12 protein-coding genes are annotated in these 14,327 nt (G+C 69.4%); 8 read left to right on the plus strand and 4 right to left on the minus strand.

The window, feature by feature from the left end:
* The first annotated feature begins 77 nt into the window (after window positions 1-77).
* From NKG98_RS00565 to NKG98_RS00580, 4 genes are all read left to right on the plus strand, one after another.
* Window positions 78-851 (plus strand): GNAT family N-acetyltransferase, encoded by a 774-nt coding sequence (locus tag NKG98_RS00565; RefSeq protein ID WP_254767796.1) that lies wholly within the window; start codon window positions 78-80, stop codon window positions 849-851.
* A 95-nt stretch (window positions 852-946) separates the two neighbouring features.
* Window positions 947-2,290, plus strand: a complete 1,344-nt coding sequence (locus tag NKG98_RS00570; RefSeq protein ID WP_254767797.1) for a RimK family alpha-L-glutamate ligase — start codon at window positions 947-949, stop codon at window positions 2,288-2,290.
* Window positions 2,291-2,539: 249 nt separating this feature from the next.
* Window positions 2,540-4,681, plus strand: coding sequence for a catalase/peroxidase HPI (gene katG, locus NKG98_RS00575; protein WP_254767798.1), 2,142 nt, complete (start codon window positions 2,540-2,542; stop codon window positions 4,679-4,681).
* Window positions 4,682-4,746: 65 nt separating this feature from the next.
* A complete protein-coding gene (locus NKG98_RS00580) occupies window positions 4,747-5,340 on the plus strand; it encodes a DNA-3-methyladenine glycosylase family protein (protein ID WP_254767799.1) in 594 nt (197 codons plus the stop codon).
* Between the two features lie 13 nt (window positions 5,341-5,353).
* Here the strand turns inward: NKG98_RS00580 and NKG98_RS00585 are convergent, their stop codons facing one another.
* The gene (locus NKG98_RS00585; RefSeq protein WP_254767800.1) at window positions 5,354-5,830 is read right to left on the minus strand and encodes a hypothetical protein; all 477 of its coding nucleotides are present in this window, start codon (window positions 5,828-5,830) and stop codon (window positions 5,354-5,356) included.
* Window positions 5,831-5,931: 101 nt separating this feature from the next.
* On the opposite strand from NKG98_RS00585, the gene NKG98_RS00590 reads away from it, so the two are divergent.
* The gene (locus NKG98_RS00590) at window positions 5,932-6,468 is read left to right on the plus strand and encodes a metal-dependent hydrolase (protein ID WP_254767801.1); all 537 of its coding nucleotides are present in this window, start codon (window positions 5,932-5,934) and stop codon (window positions 6,466-6,468) included.
* Between the two features lies 1 nt (window position 6,469).
* Here NKG98_RS00590 and NKG98_RS00595 read toward each other — a convergent pair whose 3' ends face one another.
* Both NKG98_RS00595 and NKG98_RS00600 read right to left on the minus strand, forming a co-directional pair.
* Window positions 6,470-8,980: a heavy metal translocating P-type ATPase gene (locus NKG98_RS00595; protein WP_254767802.1), complete on the minus strand. Its 2,511-nt coding sequence runs from the start codon at window positions 8,978-8,980 to the stop codon at window positions 6,470-6,472.
* Between the two features lie 71 nt (window positions 8,981-9,051).
* Entirely contained in the window at window positions 9,052-9,798 is a 747-nt protein-coding gene (locus tag NKG98_RS00600) for a helix-turn-helix domain-containing protein (RefSeq protein WP_254767803.1), read from the minus strand.
* A gap of 58 nt (window positions 9,799-9,856) precedes the next feature.
* Here NKG98_RS00600 and NKG98_RS00605 point away from each other — a divergent pair, with 58 nt between their 5' ends.
* Together NKG98_RS00605 and NKG98_RS00610 are read left to right on the plus strand one after the other, a co-directional pair.
* Complete coding sequence (locus NKG98_RS00605) at window positions 9,857-10,309, plus strand: hypothetical protein (protein ID WP_254767804.1); 453 nt, start codon at window positions 9,857-9,859, stop codon at window positions 10,307-10,309.
* Window positions 10,310-10,664: 355 nt separating this feature from the next.
* Window positions 10,665-10,802, plus strand: a complete 138-nt coding sequence (locus NKG98_RS00610; protein WP_254767805.1) for a hypothetical protein — start codon at window positions 10,665-10,667, stop codon at window positions 10,800-10,802.
* A gap of 271 nt (window positions 10,803-11,073) precedes the next feature.
* Here NKG98_RS00610 and NKG98_RS00615 read toward each other — a convergent pair whose 3' ends face one another.
* Window positions 11,074-12,225: an acyl-CoA dehydrogenase family protein gene (locus tag NKG98_RS00615; protein ID WP_254767806.1), complete on the minus strand. Its 1,152-nt coding sequence runs from the start codon at window positions 12,223-12,225 to the stop codon at window positions 11,074-11,076.
* 115 nt (window positions 12,226-12,340) lie between these two features.
* Between NKG98_RS00615 and NKG98_RS00620 the strand changes: the two genes are divergently transcribed.
* Complete coding sequence (locus NKG98_RS00620) at window positions 12,341-14,314, plus strand: 3-hydroxyacyl-CoA dehydrogenase/enoyl-CoA hydratase family protein (protein WP_254767807.1); 1,974 nt, start codon at window positions 12,341-12,343, stop codon at window positions 14,312-14,314.
* Window positions 14,315-14,327: the final 13 nt, after the last annotated feature.

A 14,327-nucleotide genomic window follows, 5' to 3' on the forward strand; every position in this document is an offset into this window, starting at 1 on the left:
GCGTGCGGCACGGGCGGCTTTCGCACCGTCCGTCGATCGGGGCATAGCCTTTGTAGGCGGCCGTCGTACCGCCGTCCATGGACATCCGCGAGGCGACCACGGCCGACGCCGACCGCATCCGGTCGATCGCGCGCGACTCGCTGTCGGCCTCGTACACGGAGTTCCTCGACGCGGAGCGGATCGAGACGGCCGTCGAGCAGTGGTACGGCGAGGACCTGACCGAGGACCTCGAACGGGAGACCTCGCTCTACCTCGTCGCCGAGACCGACGACGGCGACCTCGCGGGTTTCTCCCACAGCGAACTGCTCGGCGAGGGCCCCGAGACGGGGCGGATCCACTGGATCCACGTCGACCCCGACCACCGCGGCCGCGGCACCGGCGTCCGCCTGCTCGTGCGGACCCGGGAGGAACTGCTCGACGTCGGCGCCGACCGCATCGTGAGCGTCGTCCTCGAGGACAACGAGGTCGGAAACGAGTTCTACGAGGCCCAGGGGTTCGAGCGGGTCGGCGAGCGCGAGATCGGGATCGGCGACGCGACCTACACCGAGAACGTCTACCTCGAACGCGAGTTCGAGGCCGCCACCGACGACGGGTCGCTCGACGACTGGCGCGCCATGGAGGCGGTCTCGATCGACGACGAGACGCTGTACGTCAGCTACGGCGAACCCGTCCGCGGCTCGGAGGCCCCGTTCTACACCGCCTACCGGGATTCGGAGGGCGGCAAGCGCTACGGCTGGTTCTGTGGCAACTGCGACACGGTCGACAACGCGATGGACTCGATGGGCCGGATCGAGTGCAACGTCTGTGGCAACCGCCGGAAGGCGACCCGGTGGGACGCCTCGTACCTCTGAACGGGTCGCCCGCTCGCGCGAAACCGGAGACGCGTCGACGCCCGCGCCCGAATCGACCGACAATGCTTTTCCGGGGGGCAGGAGTGTACCGATACATGAGCGCCGAGGAGCCCGTGACGGTCGGGGTACTGAGTTTGCACACGAGCAAGGAGACGAAGGCGATTCTCAACGCGGTCGAGGACCTCGGCCACGAGGGCGAGTGGCTCCGCGAGGAGACGACGAGCGTCAGCGTCCGCGACGGGAGCGTCGCCCTCGAACCCGAGGTGGACGTGATCGCGAACCGGATGCTGCTGTCGAACACCGAACAGCCCTGCGAGGAACTCGGGCTGGCGAACACCTTCTCGCAACTCGTCCCCACGCTGAACGAGCCGAAGGCGGTGCTCACGGCGATCCACAAGCTCTCGACGGCGACGACGCTCGCGGCACACGACGTCCGCGTCCCCGACGTGTTGCTCGCGCTCAGCAGCGACCGGCTCAACGCCGCCCGCGGCGAGTTCGGCGAGGAGGCGGTGTACAAGACGGCGATCGGCACCCACGGCGGCGGCACCTGGAAGGTCGGCCCCGAGGATCCGGTCAACGCGCAGGTCGGCAACCGGTACGCGTTCCTGCAGGAACTCATCGAGCGCGACGACGCCCGCCACCACGACGTCCGCGTCTACGTCGTCGACGGCGAAATCGTCGGCGCGATGTACCGCTACGCCCCGGACAACGACTGGCGGACGAACGTCGCCCTCGGCGGCTCCGTCGAGGACGCCACCGACGACCTCCCCGAGGAGGCCCGCGAGATGGCGACGCGCGCGGCCGACGTCGTCGGCCTCGACTACGCCGGCGTCGACCTCGTCGAGGGCGACGAGGGCTGGTTCGTCCTCGAAGTCAACCCCACCGCGGGCTTCAAGGGGCTGTACGAGGCGACCCGCGTCAGCCCTGCCCCTCACATCGCCGCGCTCGCGATCGAGCGCGCCGGCGGCGAGGTCGACCGCGAGCGCGTCCGGGAACTCGCCGCGACGCTCGACGACTCCACGCCGGCGGCCCAGCCGCGCGAACTGACCGCGACGGACGGCGAACCCGCGATCATCGGCTACACCGAGGAGGTCGTCCTCTCGGGGACCAGCGGCTCGACGACCGTCTACGCGAAGTCAGACACCGGCGCGAACCGGACGAGCATCGACACCCAACTGGCCGCCGAGATCGGCGCGGGGCCGATCAAGTCGATCACGCGCGTCAAGTCCGGCAGCAGCAAGACCACCCGGCGCCGCCCCGTCGTCGACGTCGTCGTCGGCGTCGGCGGCAAACAACACACCGTCACCGCCAGCATCGAGGACCGCAGCCACATGGACTACCCCGTCATCCTCGGACGGGACATCCTGGAGAACTATCAGGTCGACGTCGGCCGGCGCGTCGACCGCGACGCCCCCGAGAGCCCCGAGGAAGAGGAGTGACCGGGTGGAGCGACGGCCGAGGGGAGAGCAGACCGTTCGAGTCGGCCGCTCGCCACCGGATACGGACGACCGACACGATACGTTCGTGAACCGATCCGTTTCGAACGGGGAACGGAATCCCGCATCGCTGCGCCCGATATCCTCTCTCATCGACAGAAATTAGTAATTCCGAAAGATATTTTTGATTGCGAGTAAATAGACGTTGCTGATTTAGAAAATCTTAATAGGCAAAAACACGATCGTCCGATAATGTTAGGCACCGATCAAGACTGGTGGCCGAACCAGCTGGATCTGGAGATTCTCGATCAGAACGCCGAGCGGGTCGATCCGAGAGGCGAGGCGTTCGACTACGCCGAGGAGTTCGAGCAACTCGACCTCGACGAAGTGAAGGCGGACGTCGAAGAGGTGCTGACGACGTCCCAGGAGTGGTGGCCGGCGGACTACGGCCACTACGGCCCGCTGATGATCCGGATGGCCTGGCACAGCGCCGGCACGTACCGGACCAGCGACGGCCGCGGGGGCGCCGACGGCGGTCGACAGCGCCTCCCGCCGCTCAACAGCTGGCCCGACAACGCGAACCTCGACAAGGCGCGTCGGCTGCTCTGGCCCGTCAAGCAGAAGTACGGCCGCAAACTCTCGTGGGCCGACCTGATGATCCTTGCCGGGAACGTCGCGCTGGAGTCGATGGGCTTCGAGACGTTCGGCTTCGGCGGCGGACGCGAGGACGACTTCAAGCCCGACAAGTCGGTTTACTGGGGGCCCGAGAACGAGATGGAGGAATCCGATCGGTTCGGCGACGACGGGGAACTCGAGGAGCCGCTGGGCGCCACCGTGATGGGGCTCATCTACGTCAACCCCGAGGGCCCGGACGGCCAGCCGGACCCTGAGGCGGCCGCGGAACGAATTCGAGAGTCGTTCGGTCGCATGGCGATGAACGACGAGGAGACGGTCGCGCTGATCGCCGGCGGGCACACGTTCGGGAAGGTCCACGGCGCAGACGACCCCGACGAACACGTCGGTGCCGAGCCCGAAGCGGCCCCCATCGAGCAGCAGGGCCTGGGCTGGGAGAACGAGTACGGCTCCGGCAACGGTCCCGACACGATCACTAGCGGAATCGAAGGGCCGTGGACCGCCGCGCCGACCCGGTGGGACACCGGCTTCGTCGACAACCTGCTGAACTACAAGTGGTGGCCCGAGAAGGGACCCGGCGGCGCGTGGCAGTGGACCACGCAGGACGGTGAACTCGACGAGGCCGCACCGGGCGTCGCGGATCCCGCGGAGACCGAGGACGTGATGATGCTGACGACGGACGTCGCCCTGAAGCGGGATCCGGACTACCGGGAGATCCTAGAGCGCTTCCAGGAGAACCCCGACGAGTTCCAGGACGCCTTCGCGAAGGCGTGGTACAAGCTGGTCCACCGCGACATGGGCCCGCCGGAACGGCTCCTCGGTCCGGAAGTGCCCGACGAGGAGATGCTCTGGCAGGACCCGGTGCCCGACGCCGACTACGACCTCATCGGGGACGAGGAGGTCGCCGAACTCAAAGAGGAGATCCTCGCGTCGGAGCTCTCGGTCTCCCAGCTAGTCAAGACCGCCTGGGCGGCGGCGTCGACCTACCGCGACAGCGACAAGCGCGGCGGCGCCAACGGCGCCCGCATCCGCCTCGAACCCCAGAAGAGCTGGGAGGTCAACGAGCCGGACCAGTTGAAGGCGGTGCTCTCGACCTACGAAGCGATTCGGGCGGAGTTCAACGGCTCGCGATCGGACGACGTGCGGGTCTCGCTGGCCGACCTGATCGTGCTGGGTGGCAACGCCGCCGTCGAGCAGGCCGCGGCTGACGCCGGCTACGACGTCGAGGTGCCGTTCGAACCGGGCCGGACCGACGCCACGCAGGAACAGACCGACGTCGAGTCCTTCGAGGCGCTCGAACCCGACGCGGACGGGTTCCGTAACTACCTCCCGGACGACCACGACCGTCCGGCCGAGGAGTCGCTGGTGAACAGGGCCGACCTCCTCGATCTGACGGCCGACGAGATGACGGTGCTGGTCGGCGGCATGCGCACGCTGGGCGCGACCTATCAGGACACGGATCTGGGCGTTTTCACCCACGAGCCGGAGACGCTGACCAACGACTTCTTCGTGACCGTCCTCGACATGGGCTACGAGTGGGAACGGGTTTCCGAGGACGAAGCGGTCTACGCGCTGTACGACCGCGAAACGGGCGACGTCGAGTGGGAAGCGACCCGCGTCGACCTCGTCTTCGGGTCGCACTCCCGGCTCCGCGCCATCGCGGAGGTCTACGCGGCCGACGACGGCGAGGAGCAGTTCGTGCGTGACTTCGTGGAGACGTGGCACAAGGTGATGGGACTCGATCGCTTCGACCTCGAGTAATCCGCCCCCGCCCGCTCCCACGGGGCAACGCGCTTTTGTCCGCACGGTCCCTGCTTTCGCCGACGATGGCCGACCCCGAATCCGTCCTGCGGGAGGATCCCGTTCTCGCGCCCGTGATCGACCGGCGCGATCCGCACCCGCTCGACCCCGTCGAGAACGAGTTCGAGCGCCTCTGCGTGTCGATCGTCAACCAGCAACTGTCGACGGCGAGCGCGGCCGCGGTCCGCGAGCGGGTGTTCGACGTCCTCGGCGGTACCGTCACCCCCGACGCCGTCCTCGACGCGCCGCGGGACCCCCTCCTCGAGGCGGGCCTCTCGCGGACGAAAGTCGACTACGTGAAAAACGCCGCGCGGGCCTTCCGGGAGCGGGACCTCACCCGGGAGGGCCTCGCCGGGCGGACGAACGAGGAGGTGATCGCGGAGTTGACCCGCATCACGGGCGTCGGGGAGTGGACCGCGAACATGTACCTCATCTTCGTCCTCCAGCGGCCCGACGTCCTCCCGCTGGGTGACCTGGGGATTCGGCGGGGGATCGAGCAGCTATACAACGACGGCGAGGAACTGTCGCGGGCGGAGATGCGCGAGGTCGCCGCCCCCTGGCGCCCGTTCCGGAGCACCGCGACGCGGTACATCTGGGCGGAGTACGAGGCGGAGGGCTGAGCGACCCCCGAGGTCAGTCCTCGGTGACCGTCGTCCGCCCGGCCGCGGGCCGGTCGATCCGGAAGACGTGGCCCGCGCCGACGCCGGCCAGCCCCGCGACCGCGATCCGGAGGCCGGTGGCGACCGCGCGTTCGAGGTACGCGAGGGCGGACTGTCCGACGGACGCGCTCTGTATCTCCAGGAGACGGCCGAACGCGAACTGCCCGGCGACGGCGCCGGCCGCCGCGCCGAGGAAGAACGCCGCGGCGACGACGGCGTAGGCCCGCGGCGCGTCGACCGCGCGGGCGAGGCGGTAGCCGACGGCGAAGACCGCGACGGGTTCGACGAGCAGCAAGCCGAGGGTGGCCGCCAGTGCGAAGGTCGTGACGGTTTCCGCGCCGAGGTCGAGAAACTGGATGCCGACGACCCCCGCGTACTGTGAGCCGACGTGGACCGGTGCGGCGACGACGGCGACCGCGGCGGCGACGAGCGAGGCCGTTCGGAGGGACATGCCACCGAATCGACTCGTCAGTCACTAAAACGTATCGGGACGCGAACCAGCGGAACGAGCCGAGTCGGAACTTTTGGGGTCGGCGCCGTACTGCCGGACGAATGCAGCCACCCGTCCACCTCGCCGTCGGCTACCTCTGTTACGCCGCCTACGCGCGGTGGCGGTGGGATCGGCCGCCCGTGAGCGGGCCCGCCGTCGCCGCCGTCGTCGGCGCGGCCCTCCCCGATCTGGTGGACAAGCCCCTCTGGCTGCTCGGCGCGGCGCCGGTCGGCCGGACCGTCGCCCACTCGCTGCCGGTCGCCGTCCCGCTGGCCGCGGCGGGGTGGCTGCTCGCGCGCCGCGCCGGGCGCCCCGCGGTCGGCGTCGCGTTCGCCGTCGGCGTGCTCTCGCACCTCGCGGCGGACGTCCCGTGGCACCTCCTCGCCGGTGCGTCCGCCGAACTCGGCTTCCTGCTGTGGCCCGTCACCTCGACGCCCGCGTACACCGGCACGAAACCCCTCGGGAGCGTCGCCAGCGTCGCGGTGACGACGCTGTGGCTCGAAGCCGTGATCCTCGTCGCCGGCCTCGCCGTCTGGTGGCGCGACGGGGCGCCGGGGCTCCGAGGCGGGGCGTCGGAATCGGAAGAACGAGTCCGGTGACCTACTCCGGATCCTCGGGCGTCTCCGGTTCGACCCGCGAGAGGCGCATCGCGTTGCCCGTGACGCCGAGGCTCATCCCCATGTCGCCGATGACGACCGCGTGGATCACCGTCACGAGGCCGATCGGCGCGCCCGCGGCGAGTACGGCCTTCACGGCGAGGCTCGACCAGATGTTCTGGCGGATGACGCCGTTGGCCCGCCGCGAGAGGTCGTAGAGGTACGGCAGCCGCGTGAGGTCGTCGCTCATCAGCGCGACGTCGGCGGTTTCGAGGGCCGTGTCGGTCCCCGCCGCGCCCATCGCGACGCCGACGGTGGCGGTCGCGAGCGCGGGCGCGTCGTTGATGCCGTCGCCGACCATCGTGACGCCGCCGTCCTCTTCGTCGGCTTCGAGCCGGCTGATCCACTCGAGTTTCTCCTCGGGGAGCAGTTCGGCGTGGTACTCCTCGATCCCGACGCGCTCGGCGATGGCGCGGGCGGTCCCCTCGTTGTCGCCGGTGAGCATCACGACGCGGACGCCCGCCTCGTGGAGCCGCGAGACGGCCCACTCGGCCTCCGGGCGGACCCGGTCGGCCACGCCGACGACGCCGATGGGGCCGTCCTCGGTGCCGACGACCACGACGGTCTTCCCCTCGGCTTCGAGGTCGGGGACGACCTCGGAGAGGACGTCCACACAGCCCTCGCGGTCGCACTGCGAGCGCGTGCCGTACCCCATCTCCTCGAGGGCCACGCCGCCGTCGGTCGTCGCGTGGACGTGTTCGAGGTCCGCAAGCCCCTCGAACAGGTCCGGCTTCCCGACGTAGTGGGCGAGGCCGTCGACGTCGGCGCGCACGCCCTCGCCGGTCAGCGCCTCGAACTCCGCCACCTCGCGGGCGTCGACGTCGATCCCGCGCTCCTCGGCGTGGCCGACGATCGACCGGGCGACGGGGTGCTCGCTCCGCCGTTCGACGGCCGCGGCCCGCCGGAGGACGGTCTCCTCGTCGGCCCCCTCGAGCGGGATGACGTCGGTCACCGAGAGGTCGCCCTCGGTGAGCGTCCCGGTCTTGTCGACGGCGAGCACGTCGCTCTCGCCGACCGCTTCGAGGTGCCGGCCGCCCTTGATCAACACGCCGTTGCGCGCGGCGCTCGTGACCCCCGAGACGACGCTGACGGGCGTGCTGATGACGAACGCGCAGGGGCAGGCGATCACCAGCAGGGTCAGCCCGCGGAGGAACCACGTGTTCCACGACGCGCCGACGACAAGCGGCGGCCCGACGGCGACCGCGACTGCCAGCACGACGACGATGGGCGTGTAGACGTCGGCGAACCGGTCGACGAACTGCTCGCGCTTGGTCCGCTCGCGTTCCGCGTCCTCGACCAGTCGGACGATGCGAGCGATCGTCGACTCCCCGGCCTCGCTGGTCGCCTCGACCTCGAGGTAGCCCGACTCTGCGATCGTGCCGGCGTAGACCTCGTCGCCGGTCGAGCGGTCGACCGGGACGCTCTCGCCGGTGATCGGCGCCTGATTGACGGCGCTCTCGCCGGCGCGGACCACGCCGTCGGTCGGGATCCGCTCGCCGGGCCGGACGATCACCACGTCGCCGACCTCGACCGCCTCCGCCGGCACCGTCTCCTCGGTGCCGTCCTCGCGACGGATCGTCGCCGTCTCCGGCGAGAGGTCCATCAACTCGCGCAGCGAGTCCCGCGCGCGGTCCATCGAGAACTGTTCGAGCAACTCGGCGACGCTGTAGAGCACCGCGAGCGTCGCCCCCTCGAAGGGGTGGCCCGCGGCCACGCTCGCGAGGATACCGACGCTCATCAGGAAGTCGATGTCGAGGCTGCGGTTGCGCGCCGAGTAGTAGCCGTTGCGCAGGATCGCCGTGCCCGCGACCGCGGCGGCCGCGACGAACAGCAGATCGGAGAGCGCGACCGCGCGCCCGGGTAGGTCGAACGCCGTCGCGTTCGCCTCGGGCAGCAGCGACGCCAGCGCGCCGCCGAGCGCGAGCAGGACCGCGCCGACTCCAGTCGTCGCCGCGCGGCGACTGCGCCAGACGGCCATCGGCGCGCCGACGCCGTCGCTTCCCGCCTCGATCCGCTCGGCGCCGTAGCCCGCGGACTCGATCGCTCCGGCGACCGCGTCCGGGTCGGTCCCGTCTTCGACCGTCGCGACCACCCGTCCCGAGGTGGGGCGGGTCTCGGCCGCGAGGACGCCGTCGACGTCGTCGAGCGCCTTCTCGACCTTCGAGGCACAGGAGGGGCAGTCCATCTCCGGGACCGCGAACGACTGTTCCCGGCCCGCGGACTCGATGGCGTAGCCGGCGGCCTCGACGCGCTCGCGGACGGCCTCGTCGCTCGTCGCGTCCGGGTCGTAGGTCACGAGCAGGCGACCGCTCGTCACGTGCGCGTCGACGTCCTCGATGCCGTCGAGGCGGTCGACGCTCGATCGTACTTTCCCGGCACAGGAGGGACAGTCCATCTCCGGCACCCGGAGTTCGAGGGTCCGTCTCGACTCCGGGGACTCGGCGGCATCACTCATCGTTCCTTCGTACGGACTCCGGACTGATACGGCTTATTCGTCGTGTGCCAACTTCGGCTCCGCCCGCGCGGTCAGCCCCCGGGTGCGACCCGGTCGAGCGGATCGTCGCCGCGGACGAACGCCCGCGCGAGTTCGGCCTCGGCCCGCCGAAGCCGGTAGGAGAGCGTCGACCGCGGCACTTCCAGTTCCTCGGCGAGTTCCGAGAGGTGGATCCGTCGCGGCGTCTCGTAGTAGCCGCGCTCGACCGCGGCCCGGAGCGCGGCCCGCTGCTCGCCCGGGAGCGGGTCGTCGGCGGCGGTCGCCTCGCGGTCCGGGTCGAGGTCGGTCAACCGCAGTATCTCCATCCCCGCGCACTCGCCGACCTCCTCGCCGAGGGCGTCGAAGAACGCGTGGACCGGCGCGTCGTCGGCGAGGACGATCCGCCAGCGGTAGCGTCGCCCCTCGCGGTAGGTCTCGAACAGCAACCCCTCGCCGAGGTGCTCCAGCGCGAGGTGGGGGACCGACGTGCAGACGTCCGTGCGCGCCCAGTAGGTGTAGACGACGAGTTCCTCGCCGGAGCGGTCGAGCACCTGCGCCTCGCAGTCGGCGCCGCAGTCGTCGCGGACGAGACAGTCCGCGCAGTAGGTCGCGTCGCGGTACGCCTCTTCGAGGGCTTCGAGGGCCGCCCGCGACCCGGTCGCGTGGTCGACCCGCCAGAGGCTCTCGGGCGTGACGTGACACGACAGCGAGCGCACCGTCGTGTCGGGGTGGGCCTCGAGCACGTCCGCGACCGGGTTCGTCCCGGGGTCGTACTCCAGGGCGAAGACGAACTCCCTCATACACGAGGGGACGTGCCCGCACGAAAAAGGGTTCCCGGTCGCGCCCGTACCGGGTCGCGTGACCGCGGGAGCGATCGAGTGGTGTCGCGGCTGCTGGCGGTACTACCTCGCGTACACGCACACGAGTGCTCACGCGGCGGCAGCGGCGGCGCTGGCGATCTTCGGCATCCTCGCGGCCGTCGACGCCCGGTTCGCGGCGCTGGCGATCGCCGCGTACGTGCTCCCCCCGGTGGTGCTGTACGCGCTCACGGACGAACCGCCGGACGACGAGCGGCCGCGGCCCGCCGGGACGCGCGACCGGCCGACTCGATCCGGGGCGGGCAACGCGGGCCCGGACGGGGCCGGGAGCGGCGACGGGGACGGCGATACGGACACGGACTCCGACGACGGCGACACCGACTCGGACCGGGACGACGGCGACACCGACTCGGACCGGGACGACGGCGACACCGACTCGGACCGGGACGACGGCGACACCGACTCGGACCGCTCGGCCGACGCCGCGCAGTGAGCGCCCGCCGGGAGGCGCGACGGCCGGATTCCCGCGGTCCCGCGTCGGGGGACTGGGGAAACACGTGGTTTCTCGGCGTCTGACGCGGATGTCACTCGGTTAGAAACCCGACCGACAGCGTGTAAGGATTGGTAATACGGCGGCGGGACGGGCGGCGGCCGCCGGCGCGGACGCGGGCGCGACGCCCGGCGCGCCGCGGAATCTAGTGATCCTAAAACGGACGCTCTCGTCATTAAATTAGTATTGTGCGAAAAGTACGATGGTGTGTGATTAGTTATGGTCGCCGGCCGGCTAGCTAGGCCAGCGCCTGAGAGACGTGGGCGCGAGTCGGGGCCGACCCGGCGAGAGGAAAGGTATGATATCGGTACAGGTTCCGCCCGACGACGGGCTCTCGGTCACTGCCGTCCTCTGTGGCACCGTGCTCGCCCTCAGCGGCGCGCCGCTGCTCGCCGCCGCCGTGTTCGTCATGGCGGTCTGGTTCAGCACCCTCTGAGGGCGTGGAACCGTCGTCACGATTTTTTAAGAAAGGGATGATACCGGTAGGCGTCGCCCGAGTCAGGGTCGACACGCCGTCCACGGCGGTGGACGTGCGGCGCTCCGTGGCGTTTCGGGTCCCTGACCGTCGGGACGCCACGTCGGCCTACGACGGAGGGGGCATTAACTATTTCCGACGCTATCTCGCAGAGTGAACGTCGGCGAGACGCGCCGAGTCGGGACGAGGGGTGGGCGAAAACGGGGCGAAAACGGGTCGCGGGCGCGGGCGGTTAGAAGCCCTTGCCGAGCAGTTCGCGGGCGATGACGTTCTTCTGGATCTCGCTGGTACCCTCGTAGATCTGGGTGATCTTGGCGTCGCGGTAGAGCCGCTCGACGGGGAAGTCGTTGACGTAGCCGGAGCCGCCGTGGATCTGGACGGCTTCGTTGGCGACGTCGACGGCGACCCGGGAGGCGTACTCCTTGGCCATCGAGGCGAGTTTGGTGATGTCGTTGCCCTGATCGACGTTCCAGGCGGCCTTGTAGGTCAGGTTACGCGCGGCCTCGGTCCTCGTCGCCATGTCGGCGAGTTTGTGCTGGATGGCCTGGAACTCCGAGATCGGCTTGCCGAACTGCTCGCGCTCCTGGGCGTAGTCGAGGGCGGCCTCGGTCGCGCCCTTCGCGATGCCGACGCCCTGGGCGGCGACTGCGGTACGGGTCTCGTCGAAGAACTGCATCTGCTGCATGAACGCGGCGTCCCGCGTGCCGATGAGGTTCTCCTCGGGGACCCGCACGTCGTCGAAGATGACCTCGGCGGTGTCGGACGCGCGGATGCCGAGTTTGCCTGTGATCTTGTCGGTCTTGACGCCGTCGCGGTCGGTCTCGACGACGATCTGGCTGAAGCCGTTGTACCGGCCCTCGGCGTCGGGGTTGGTCTTCGCGAGGACGACGAGGAAGTCGGCGACGGTGCCGTTGGTGATCCACATCTTGTTGCCGTTGATCACCCACTCGTCGCCGTCCTTCTCCGCGCGCGTCGAGACCGACGAGACGTCCGACCCCGTGTCTGGCTCGGAGATGGCGGCCCCGGAGATGGCCTCGCCCAGCGCGATCGGTTCGAGGTACCGCTCTTTCTGTTCGTCGGTGCCGAAGTTCATGATCGCCTCGCAGCCGAACGACGTCGAGACGATCGAGAGGGCGATGCCGGGGTCGACGGCGAACAGTTCCTCGGTGATGATCGCGGTGTCGAGGATCGAGTAGCCCGCGCCGCCGTACTCGATCGGGATGTAGGCGCCGGTCAGCCCCATCTCGGCTGCCTTCTCGATGATCTCGTGGGGGTACTTCTCTCCGGTGTCGTACTCCTCGGCGACGGGCCGAATCTCGTTCTCCGCGAACCGGCGAACCTCCTCGCGAATCTGCTCCTGTTCGTCGGTCAGTCCGAATTCCATAGTCGGGTGTTCCTGCCTTAACGATAAAGAACTTTGTAACCCGAAGTAAACCCGAAAAGAGTTTTCTTCACCGGGGAGGGAAACGTTGAAAGCGGTGCCGGTTGCATATTCGTCCATGGAGCTGGAGGATATCAACACCGTCGCAGTTCTCGGCGCGGGGAATATGGGCCACGGAATCGCGGAAGTCGCGGCCATGGCAGGCTACGACGTGGCGATGCGGGACATCAAAGAGGAGTTCGTCCAGAACGGCTACGAGCAGATCGAGTGGTCGCTTGACAAGCTCGCCGAGAAGGACCAGCTCACCGAGGAGGAGGCCGACGCCGCCCTCGAACGCGTCACGCCGCTGGTCGACATGGAGGAGGCGGTCGCCGACGCCGACGTCGTCATCGAGGCGGTGCCGGAGAAGATGGACATCAAGAAGGACGTCTACGAGGAAGTCGAGGAGTTCGCCCCCGAGGAAGCGATCTTCGCGACGAACACCTCCTCGCTGTCGATCACCGAGCTCTCGGAGGTGACCGAGCGTCCCGAGCGCTTCTGCGGGATGCACTTCTTCAACCCGCCCGTGCGTATGCAACTCGTCGAGGTCATCTCCGGCGAGCACACCGCCGACGAGACCCTCGACGCGATCGAGGACCTCGCGGCGGACTTCGGGAAGACGCCCGTCCGGGTCCACAAGGACAGCCCCGGCTTCATCGTGAACCGCGTTCTCGTTCCCCTGATGAACGAGGCGGCGTGGATGGTACACGAGGACGAGGCCACCGTCGCCGAGGTCGACTCGACGGCGAAGTTCGACATGGGGCTCCCGATGGGCCTGTTCGAACTCACCGATCAGGTCGGGCTCGACGTCGGCCTGCACGTCCAGGAGTATATGCACGAGACCCTCGGCGAGGCCTACGCGCCGTGCCCGATGACCGAGGAGAAAGTCGAGGCGGGCGAACTCGGGAAGAAGGCCGGCAAGGGCGTCTACGACTACGAGGACGGCGAGGGCGTACAGATCCCGACCGACGAGGGCCAGGAGTGGATCGCCGACCGCCTGCTCGCCGTGATGGCCGACGAGGTCGCCCAGCTGATCGCGAACGACGTGGCCGATTCCGACGCCATCGACGAGGCGATGATGCTCGGCGCGGGCTTCCCCGACGGCCCCGCGAAGCTGGCCGACGAGCGCGGCCTCCCGGAGCTGCTCGAGGCGCTCGAGGAGACCTACGAGGAGACCGAGGCGGCGCGCCACGAGCCCTCGGACGCGTTCCGCGAGTTCGCCGACGAGGACGGCTTCTACGACCACGACGAGGACGAGGGGGGCGTCGAGTTCGACACCATCCGCGTCGAGTATCCCGGCGACATGGTCGGACACGTCGTCATCGACCGGCCCCACCGGATGAACACCATCAGCTCGGAGCTGCTCGGCGAGCTCTCGACCGCGATCGACCTGCTCGAAGACGACGACGAGGTGCGCGCGATCCTCATCACCGGCGAGGGCGAGAAAGCGTTCTCCGCGGGCGCGGACGTCCAGAGCATGGCCGCCGGCGGCGCCGACTCGCTGGGCGCGGTCGAACTCTCGAAGAAGGGTCAGGGGACGTTCGGCAAGCTCGAATCCTGTGACATGCCCGTCGTGGCCGGCATCGACGGCTACTGTCTCGGCGGCGGGATGGAACTCGCGACCTGCGCAGACATCCGCATCGCCTCCGAGCGCTCCGAACTCGGCCAGCCCGAACTCGACCTCGGGCTGATCCCCGGCTGGGGCGGCACCCAGCGGCTCAAGCACATCGTCGGCGAGGGCCGCGCCAAGGAGATCATCCTCACCGCCGACCGCTACGACGCCGAGACGATGGAGTCGTACGGCTTCGTCAACGAGGTCGTCGGCAACGACGAACTCGAGGAGCGCGCGTTCGAACTCGCGACACAGCTCGCCGGCGGCCCGCCGATCGCCCAGAAGTTCACCAAGCGCGCGATGCTCGCCGGCCGCGACGACACCGAGGCCGGCCTCGAGTACGAGGCCTCGTCGTTCGGCCACCTGATGGCCACCGACGACCTGATGACGGGCATCACCGCGTTCATGAGCGGCGACGACCCCGAGTTCGAAGGGAAGTAGAGCCGCCCGACGC

Source organism: Salinilacihabitans rarus (genome assembly GCF_024296665.1).
In the GTDB taxonomy this organism is placed as follows: Archaea; Halobacteriota; Halobacteria; order Halobacteriales; family Natrialbaceae; genus Salinilacihabitans; species Salinilacihabitans rarus.

Bases quoted from the DNA above. Each gene is read 5' to 3' on its own strand.
- NKG98_RS00565 (WP_254767796.1), top strand. From the start codon at position 78: ATGGACATCCGCGAGGCGACCACGGCCGACGCCGACCGCATCCGGTCG.
- NKG98_RS00570 (WP_254767797.1), top strand. From the start codon at position 947: ATGAGCGCCGAGGAGCCCGTGACGGTCGGGGTACTGAGTTTGCACACG.
- katG (WP_254767798.1), top strand. From the start codon at position 2,540: ATGTTAGGCACCGATCAAGACTGGTGGCCGAACCAGCTGGATCTGGAG.
- NKG98_RS00580 (WP_254767799.1), top strand. From the start codon at position 4,747: ATGGCCGACCCCGAATCCGTCCTGCGGGAGGATCCCGTTCTCGCGCCC.
- NKG98_RS00585 (WP_254767800.1), bottom strand. From the start codon at position 5,830: ATGTCCCTCCGAACGGCCTCGCTCGTCGCCGCCGCGGTCGCCGTCGTC.
- NKG98_RS00590 (WP_254767801.1), top strand. From the start codon at position 5,932: ATGCAGCCACCCGTCCACCTCGCCGTCGGCTACCTCTGTTACGCCGCC.
- NKG98_RS00595 (WP_254767802.1), bottom strand. From the start codon at position 8,980: ATGAGTGATGCCGCCGAGTCCCCGGAGTCGAGACGGACCCTCGAACTC.
- NKG98_RS00600 (WP_254767803.1), bottom strand. From the start codon at position 9,798: ATGAGGGAGTTCGTCTTCGCCCTGGAGTACGACCCCGGGACGAACCCG.
- NKG98_RS00610 (WP_254767805.1), top strand. From the start codon at position 10,665: ATGATATCGGTACAGGTTCCGCCCGACGACGGGCTCTCGGTCACTGCC.
- NKG98_RS00615 (WP_254767806.1), bottom strand. From the start codon at position 12,225: ATGGAATTCGGACTGACCGACGAACAGGAGCAGATTCGCGAGGAGGTT.
- NKG98_RS00620 (WP_254767807.1), top strand. From the start codon at position 12,341: ATGGAGCTGGAGGATATCAACACCGTCGCAGTTCTCGGCGCGGGGAAT.